The organism is Paracoccus shandongensis (genome assembly GCF_017315735.1).
GTDB classification, from domain to species: Bacteria; Pseudomonadota; Alphaproteobacteria; order Rhodobacterales; family Rhodobacteraceae; genus Paracoccus; species Paracoccus shandongensis.
Genome location: NZ_JAFLRK010000062.1, coordinates 1 through 6,300, shown reverse-complemented (window position 1 = coordinate 6,300; position 6,300 = coordinate 1). Strand labels below are relative to the sequence as shown.

Genomic DNA, 6,300 nt, shown 5'->3' with positions numbered 1-6,300 from the left:
ATGACCCTCATAGGGCATCTGTTCCAGGACAGGTTCGTTCAGGGGGATTTTCCAGCCGAGCGGCGCGAACTCGCAAAACACAACACAAAGGCCGCTCGGCTGATGGGTTGGTTATGCCGGATGTTGACGTGTCCGGCAACTTGTCCAAATTGACAACCAGGAGTTGATTTCTCCTAATCCTATCGTTTGTCCAAGCCCCTAAAGATTATCAGAGAAACCGGCTCCTCAACGCCTCTAGGTTGTTTTGCTAGGATTCTACAACTAATAAAAATCAAACACTTATCTCGAAACCTTCTTCGTCCAAGAGGGTTGTGAGACTGTGAAAAATTGCTGCGTAAGTAATTTTTTTTCGTTTCTGAGTGCCTGTTTCCAAAGTATGGCCCCGCCTTCTTGGCGGGGCTTTTGGAGCCTGACAGGGGCGCTATTTCTCCGGCAGCTTGTCGATCCAGATCCCGCAGAACCTGTAGCCGTCCGCATTGGTTACGATCGTTCCACCGGCCCGATCGCAAAAGATGCCGGGATATTTCCCGAACTCGCGGGCATTACCGCTTTCCACAATCCAGAAGGCCGTCAGGAGGGCCAGGAGCGCCCCTGTGAGGACGGCAGAGACCAACCAGACCCAGAACCCGCCAAACCACCTCCAGGCCTCTCTCCGAGCCTCTCCGGCGGCCTTGCGGAGGTCTCCTGCGGCCTTGATGCTTTCGAGCTGCGCCTCGCGGATGGCCTCCTTGGCGCCTTCCGTGGCCGCATAGACGGTGTGCTGGCGCAGATCGAGGGCAGCGGTGGCCAGGCTCTGCTCGATCCGCTGCTGGAGGGCAGGACCGACCTTGGCCATGCGGTCGAGGCCCTGGGCCACCACGGCATTGAGCTTTTCTGCCTCCTTGCGATCCAGGCTGGTCCGCTGGAGGCGTTCGACATCGTTGCGGACCAGGGTGATCTCATCAACCAGTGCCTGGAAGGGATCCTTGACGCTCATGCCTCACCCGCTCCGGCGCCTTGCGCCTTGGCATCGAGTTCGGCCAGCAGTCCCACCAGTTCCTTCTGATCCACCTCACGGGTGACGGTCTTGCGCAGGGTGGCGGCCATCCAACGGGCGATCTTCGGATCCTTCAAGGCTTCCGTGGTGAGCACAGACCCAATGATGATCTTGCGGCGGGTCTCTGACGCCTTGGCCCTGGTCTTGAGCCGGTTCAGTCGAGCCTGGGCTTCGGCAATCTGCTGATCAATGGTTCGCGCCATTCTGCAATCCCTCGTTCATCTAACAGTTGCCAGACTGATCTCAGAGTGGTTACGGTGCAAGTCACGAAGTGCCCACTTATACAAACGCTACGCGTTTGTGTGGGCAAAGGGGCTGTTGCACTCCCCTTTGAACCCCTGGCTTGAGCGCGACACGGAATGGCGATCTATCACCTGCGGGCCACGATGATTTCCCGCTCGGCCGGACGCAGCGCCACGGCGGCGGCAGCCTATCGCAGTGCCGACCGTATCCATGATCAGCGCACCGGGCTTTCCTTCGACTACCGGGCGCGTAGCGGCGTCGAACATGTCGAGATCCTCGCCCCCGAGAGTTCACCGGAGTGGGTCCGGGACCGCGCAGCGCTGTGGAACGCGGTCGAGCGGGCCGAGACGCGCAAGAACAGCCAGGTGGCCCGCGAGATCCGCGTGGCGCTGCCGGCCGAGCTGGACCGCAATCAGCGCATCGCCCTTGTCCGCGACTTCTGCCAGCGGTCCTTTGTGGACCGCGGCATGGTCGCAGACATCGCCCTGCACGCACCGGGGCGGGAGGGCGACGAGCGCAACCACCATGCGCATATCTTGCTGACCACCCGCGAGATCGGCCCCGAGGGCTTTTCCACCAAGAACCGCGACTGGAATGCGGTCGAGATGCTGGAAGGATGGCGTGAGGCATGGGCGCGGGACAGCAACCGCGCCCTTGAGCGATGCGGCCATGAAACACGGATCGACCATCGAACCTTAGAAGCGCAGCGCGAAGAGGCCCTGGAACGCTCGGTGCAGGCGCGGGAGCGGGGCGACGAGGCCCTGGCCCTGCGCGAGACGGTGCGGGCGGTGGAACTGGACCGGAGGCCCCTGCCGCAGCTGTCCCCCGGGGCTTGGCAGTTGAAAGAGCGCGGCATTGAAGTTGCGGCGGTGCAGCTGTGGCGGGAGGTCAAGGCGCAGGCCCTTGAGGTGGCACGGGTGGCGGAGCGGCTGTCGGGCCAGGTGCGGGAGTGGCTCGGGCGGACGATGGAGCGCTTGACGCCCGGGCATGAGCTTGCCCATGCTAGCCCCGATCGCGGCGCAGTTCGCGACGAGGGACAGGATCTGGCGTCTGCCCGCCATGGCAGGCGTCAGACACCTGATCACACCCGGGATAGCCGTGCCGACCTCGCAGCGCAGCTGCGGGCAGCCTGGGAAGCCCATCAGGATCGACCTTCCCCAGACCGTAGCCCGACGCGGGAGCCGGAAAGCGCCAGGAGCCTGGCCGAGCGGTTGCGCGAGGCGGCGCGGAGCATCGACCTGGATGCGGCGGCCGAACGCGTTGCCAGTTTGCAGCAGGAGCGCCTGGCCAAGGAGCAGCAGCGGGAGGCCGAGCGCGTCAGGGAGCAGGAGCGGGTCCGGGAGCGGCGCGGGCATGACCGGGGTTGGGATCACGAACTCTAGGCTCTCGCTCCCGCCCCCGCCCCTGCCTGCCCTACAGCCCGCTTTGATCCGAGCGGGCAGGCAGGGGCTAGTGACAGCTTTGCGGGACAAAGCGGACGGTTAGAGTAGACCTGCCTAGCAGGCTTACCCATTGTTTATTCGGCTCGAAGACTCTCGCACGCACAACGCGCCCGACTGTGATTTGCAGAGTTTCCTTCGGATACCTCCCAACCATTCTGTTCCCCAAGTTTTTGAAGACTCCCCGGCTTGGTCAGGCGATCACTCTCGCGAAGGTCGGAAATTCTTTTGAGAAGCTCTGGTGCCGCAAGCGTATTAGGAGGCTCGATGAAACCTGCATCTAGTCTGATTGTGGCATAATTAGAGCAATTTATCAGAGTGAACCGCTGCGCATGTCCGCGAGGGTCGTTCGGCTTTTTCGAGTATTCTTCAGTCGCGAGGCCAATATATGACCCTCCTTCATGGCTGGCAGGATGCTCCACCAATACGCGGTCGGGGTGGCGTGACGGACCCTGCCACCCGCATTTTTCGAGGCTTGCTCCCACTAAGGCAGACTGCTCGACGCATGAAGATGCTAAAAGGGTGACTGTAAAAAATGCGATACGCATGTCCCGCTCTGAACCTGTAAACCTTTGCTCAGAGCTTTACCCCCTTCTTGACCGGCAGCAATGGGCTCAAAGCTACGCCCCCGCCCGCCCTACAGCCCGCCCTGATCTGAGCGGGCAGGCGGGGCGCGATAGATCATAGATTAATTGCCGCTCGGATACTGTGGTGCCATCGCTTTGTTTGGCTCGCGAAGCTGACCACGACCCGCTCTGCTCATTGCTTGAGCAATGGAAATATTGGTGTTGCGAGGCATGACGAATGGCACCCCCGCGACCAGGTTCAATGGATCGCCATCAACAATTTCATCGCGATTAAGCAGATAGTACGCGGCCATGTCGCACTCCCACTGCCCTCCATTCTGCCCAGTTAGAGGATTTAGAGAGTTCTCGCCGTAGAGGAAGCACATCTCTAATCCATAACGCGCCATTTGCAGCTTCCAGCGTCCTTTTACGACGGCGACATTGTCGGGATACCACAAGAATGTCTGCCCATCTGCTGCAAGATACTCGATCTGGGTTCCATGCGCGTTCCAGACCTTTGTTGTCGTGTTTGATAAAAACTGCTGAACGGCGACCGGGTTCTTGGCCATCTCGTGCGTCTGTTCTGCAGCAGCCCGACGTGCAGCGATCTTCTGCTGCCTGAAATCGTCGGCTGGGGAACAGGCGGAAAACAGAAGAACAATGCCAAGGAGAACAGTAGGCCGGAACATGTGCTGGTCCTTTTTTTGAATCTCGATCAGCAAACCCATAGGCATCATTTTTGCAAGCCGTTGATGCTCCCAGGGCTGATTGCAAGTTTCTTAACTTGCTTGTCTTCTAGGAGCGCCTTGCGGGTGCCCGTCCGGCCACTGCGCCCCCCCTTGTAGTCCCTTCCGCGCCACAACCCCTGGCTGACCCTGCGTCCACCCTCATCCTGGCCCATAACACCCGTTATGGCGAGGAAGACCGCCCGCAGGTTGAACAAGGGGCCTAGAAGGGCCACCAGCGGCGGCGGCGGGAAGGGGGGTCTGGCGGTCCTGATGGTATATCTCGCCGGGCCAGTTCCTGGGCTTGGGCCTTCCAGTCGTCGCGGTCGCGCTCAAGGTCTGCTATCCGCTGATCCTTGCCCCTAAGTTCGGCCTCTAACACCGCAATGCGGATGACATTTTCATCGTTAGGAACTGGCGCCTGACTGTCAGGATTGACACTGTTGCCAGTGTCATTGCTAGTCCTAGCTGACAGCCACTTTGACAGTTCGTTATCATTAATTTGCCAGCGGTTTCGGTTGTCCCGGAGTGCAGTAAGGTTCCCATCCTTTATGGCGTTCATGATGGTGCCGCGTGAAACATTCGCACGATCAGCAGCCTGCTGTGGTGTCAGCTTTGCTACTGTCATGTCAGTGCCAATATCACGAATTTTATCAGCATTATTCAGATGCTTTGCCAGTTGCTGGCAGATTAATTTCCATGCCCTCAAAGAAGGGCTGAGAAACAGGTGGCAATCCCTCGCCCGATGGTAGTTGCGCCTCTCCTATCTTTGGCAGTTTGCGCAGCGGTTCCTGCCGTCCCAAGGCATCTCTGTCCTCTTGTTCAGTTTCCGAGACAAGGACAGTGGCCGAAAACAGACTATAGCGCAGGTCGTTGCGTGCTCGTGTCCAAACAACACGATCATTCAGGACATACGCGTTCACTGTTGAGCTTGGGCCTAGCCGCCTTACTTCGATCCAGTTCCCCTCTACTAGGGTGGCAATAGCCCTGCGGATCGTGCTGACCGAAAGGCCAGATACCTCTGCCAGAACAGGATAGCTTGCAACGACCGCATTATGGTCACCTACCCGATTTGCAAGCAAGTGAAGGACAGCAGACGCTTTTGGCGCTTGGATTGTTAGCTGCATCCAAGCCTCATGGGTTGCTCGCTCCGTTTGAACAAAATGCGCTGATGCCCCTCGTTCAGGAAGTGAAGCTGGCAACGTGTCAGACATGAGCAGGCCCCTGTTCAAGCGTGGAACGATTTTTACCATACGTGGATAAATAATTACCAAGCAAGAAAGAAGTCTTCGCAGACCCTGTTCATCTGGGAGAGCAGACCCCTGTTCATAGCTATGAACAGACCCCCCCTGCTAAGCCATTGAAATAATTGATTTCAGATTTTTGCCCTTCTTATGATCTATACGCGGAGGTTCCGGCGCGGCGGTGGTCGCCGTGAGTGGCCGCCCACGAGCAGGCGAACGGCGGGCAGCGCCGGGACGGAACCGACATAAAAGCTTGTCCGAAGGACGCATTTTTTTGCGCCTGTTCCGCTTTGCTGTGCCGTCAGCAGCTGAAAACAGGGGATCACCTATGTTGTCAGGGCAGCACTTGACAACTATAGTTGTCACATGGCCCAACTGATCCGCAGTGCAACCTTTGATCGCTGGCTTTCGGGGCTACGTGATCGTCGCGCGGTTGCCCGGATTACTGCCCGCCTGGATCGCTTTGCCAGCGGCAATCCAGGGGATACGCAGCCTGTCGGCAACGGAGTGTCGGAACTCCGGATCAACTATGGGCCAGGCTATCGGGTGTATTTCATCCAGCGTGGTCCAGTTCTGATCATCCTGCTGTGTGGAGGCGACAAGTCCTCGCAAGACAGGGACATCAAGCAGGCCAAGGCCTTGGCTGAACAGTGGAAGGGTTGAGCAATGACGGAAGAACAGTTTGCCCGCTACGACAGCGCCGACTACCTCAAGACCGAGGAAGACATTGCTGCCTATCTTGAAGCCGTCATGGAAGAAGGCGGCGACGATCCGGCTTATATCGCCCGTGCCCTTGGGGTGGTTGCCCGCGCTCGGAACATGACAGCGCTTGCCCAGGAGGTTGGCATGAGCCGGGTGGGGCTGAACAAGGCTCTGTCAGGGGAGGGAAACCCGACACTCTCCACAGTCTTGAAGGTCGCTAAGGCGCTCGGACTGAAGGTGTCGATCCAACCTGCGACATGACCCTCATAGGGCATCTGTTCCAGGACAGGTTCGTTCAGGGGGATTTTCCAGCCGAGCGGCGCGAACTCGCAAAACACAACACAA

The 6,300-nt window shown here is 58.8% G+C and carries 7 protein-coding genes and 1 pseudogene; 3 read left to right on the top strand and 5 right to left on the bottom strand.

Going from position 1 to position 6,300, the window contains the following annotated elements:
* Positions 1–421: 421 nt before the first annotated feature.
* Both JX613_RS19380 and JX613_RS19375 read right to left on the bottom strand, forming a co-directional pair.
* The gene (locus tag JX613_RS19380; protein ID WP_207103115.1) at positions 422–976 is read right to left on the bottom strand and encodes a hypothetical protein; all 555 of its coding nucleotides are present in this window, start codon (positions 974–976) and stop codon (positions 422–424) included.
* Positions 973–1,239, bottom strand: a complete 267-nt coding sequence (locus tag JX613_RS19375; protein WP_207103114.1) for a hypothetical protein — start codon at positions 1,237–1,239, stop codon at positions 973–975. The genes JX613_RS19380 and JX613_RS19375 overlap by 4 nt, the downstream gene beginning before the upstream one ends.
* A gap of 156 nt (positions 1,240–1,395) precedes the next feature.
* On the opposite strand from JX613_RS19375, the gene mobQ reads away from it, so the two are divergent.
* The gene (mobQ, locus tag JX613_RS19370) at positions 1,396–2,661 is read left to right on the top strand and encodes a MobQ family relaxase (RefSeq protein WP_237168751.1); all 1,266 of its coding nucleotides are present in this window, start codon (positions 1,396–1,398) and stop codon (positions 2,659–2,661) included.
* Between the two features lie 745 nt (positions 2,662–3,406).
* On the opposite strand, the gene JX613_RS19365 is transcribed toward mobQ, so the two are convergent.
* The 3 genes and pseudogenes from JX613_RS19365 to JX613_RS20450 all read right to left on the bottom strand — a co-directional run.
* Complete coding sequence (locus JX613_RS19365; RefSeq protein WP_207103113.1) at positions 3,407–4,012, bottom strand: hypothetical protein; 606 nt, start codon at positions 4,010–4,012, stop codon at positions 3,407–3,409.
* A 220-nt stretch (positions 4,013–4,232) separates the two neighbouring features.
* Positions 4,233–4,637 carry an excisionase family DNA-binding protein gene (locus JX613_RS20455; protein ID WP_419538851.1) on the bottom strand — a complete coding sequence of 135 codons (405 nt, stop codon included), beginning with the start codon at positions 4,635–4,637 and terminating at the stop codon, positions 4,233–4,235.
* A gap of 385 nt (positions 4,638–5,022) precedes the next feature.
* Positions 5,023–5,136: pseudogene (locus JX613_RS20450) on the bottom strand (hypothetical protein); the annotation flags it as partial.
* 483 nt (positions 5,137–5,619) lie between these two features.
* Between JX613_RS20450 and JX613_RS19350 the strand changes: the two are divergent.
* On the top strand, positions 5,620–5,916 hold the full coding sequence (locus tag JX613_RS19350; protein WP_207103110.1) for a type II toxin-antitoxin system RelE/ParE family toxin: 297 nt from the start codon (positions 5,620–5,622) through the stop codon (positions 5,914–5,916).
* 3 nt (positions 5,917–5,919) lie between these two features.
* Positions 5,920–6,216: an addiction module antidote protein gene (locus tag JX613_RS19345; RefSeq protein ID WP_207103109.1), complete on the top strand. Its 297-nt coding sequence runs from the start codon at positions 5,920–5,922 to the stop codon at positions 6,214–6,216.
* The last annotated feature ends 84 nt before the right edge of the window (positions 6,217–6,300 follow it).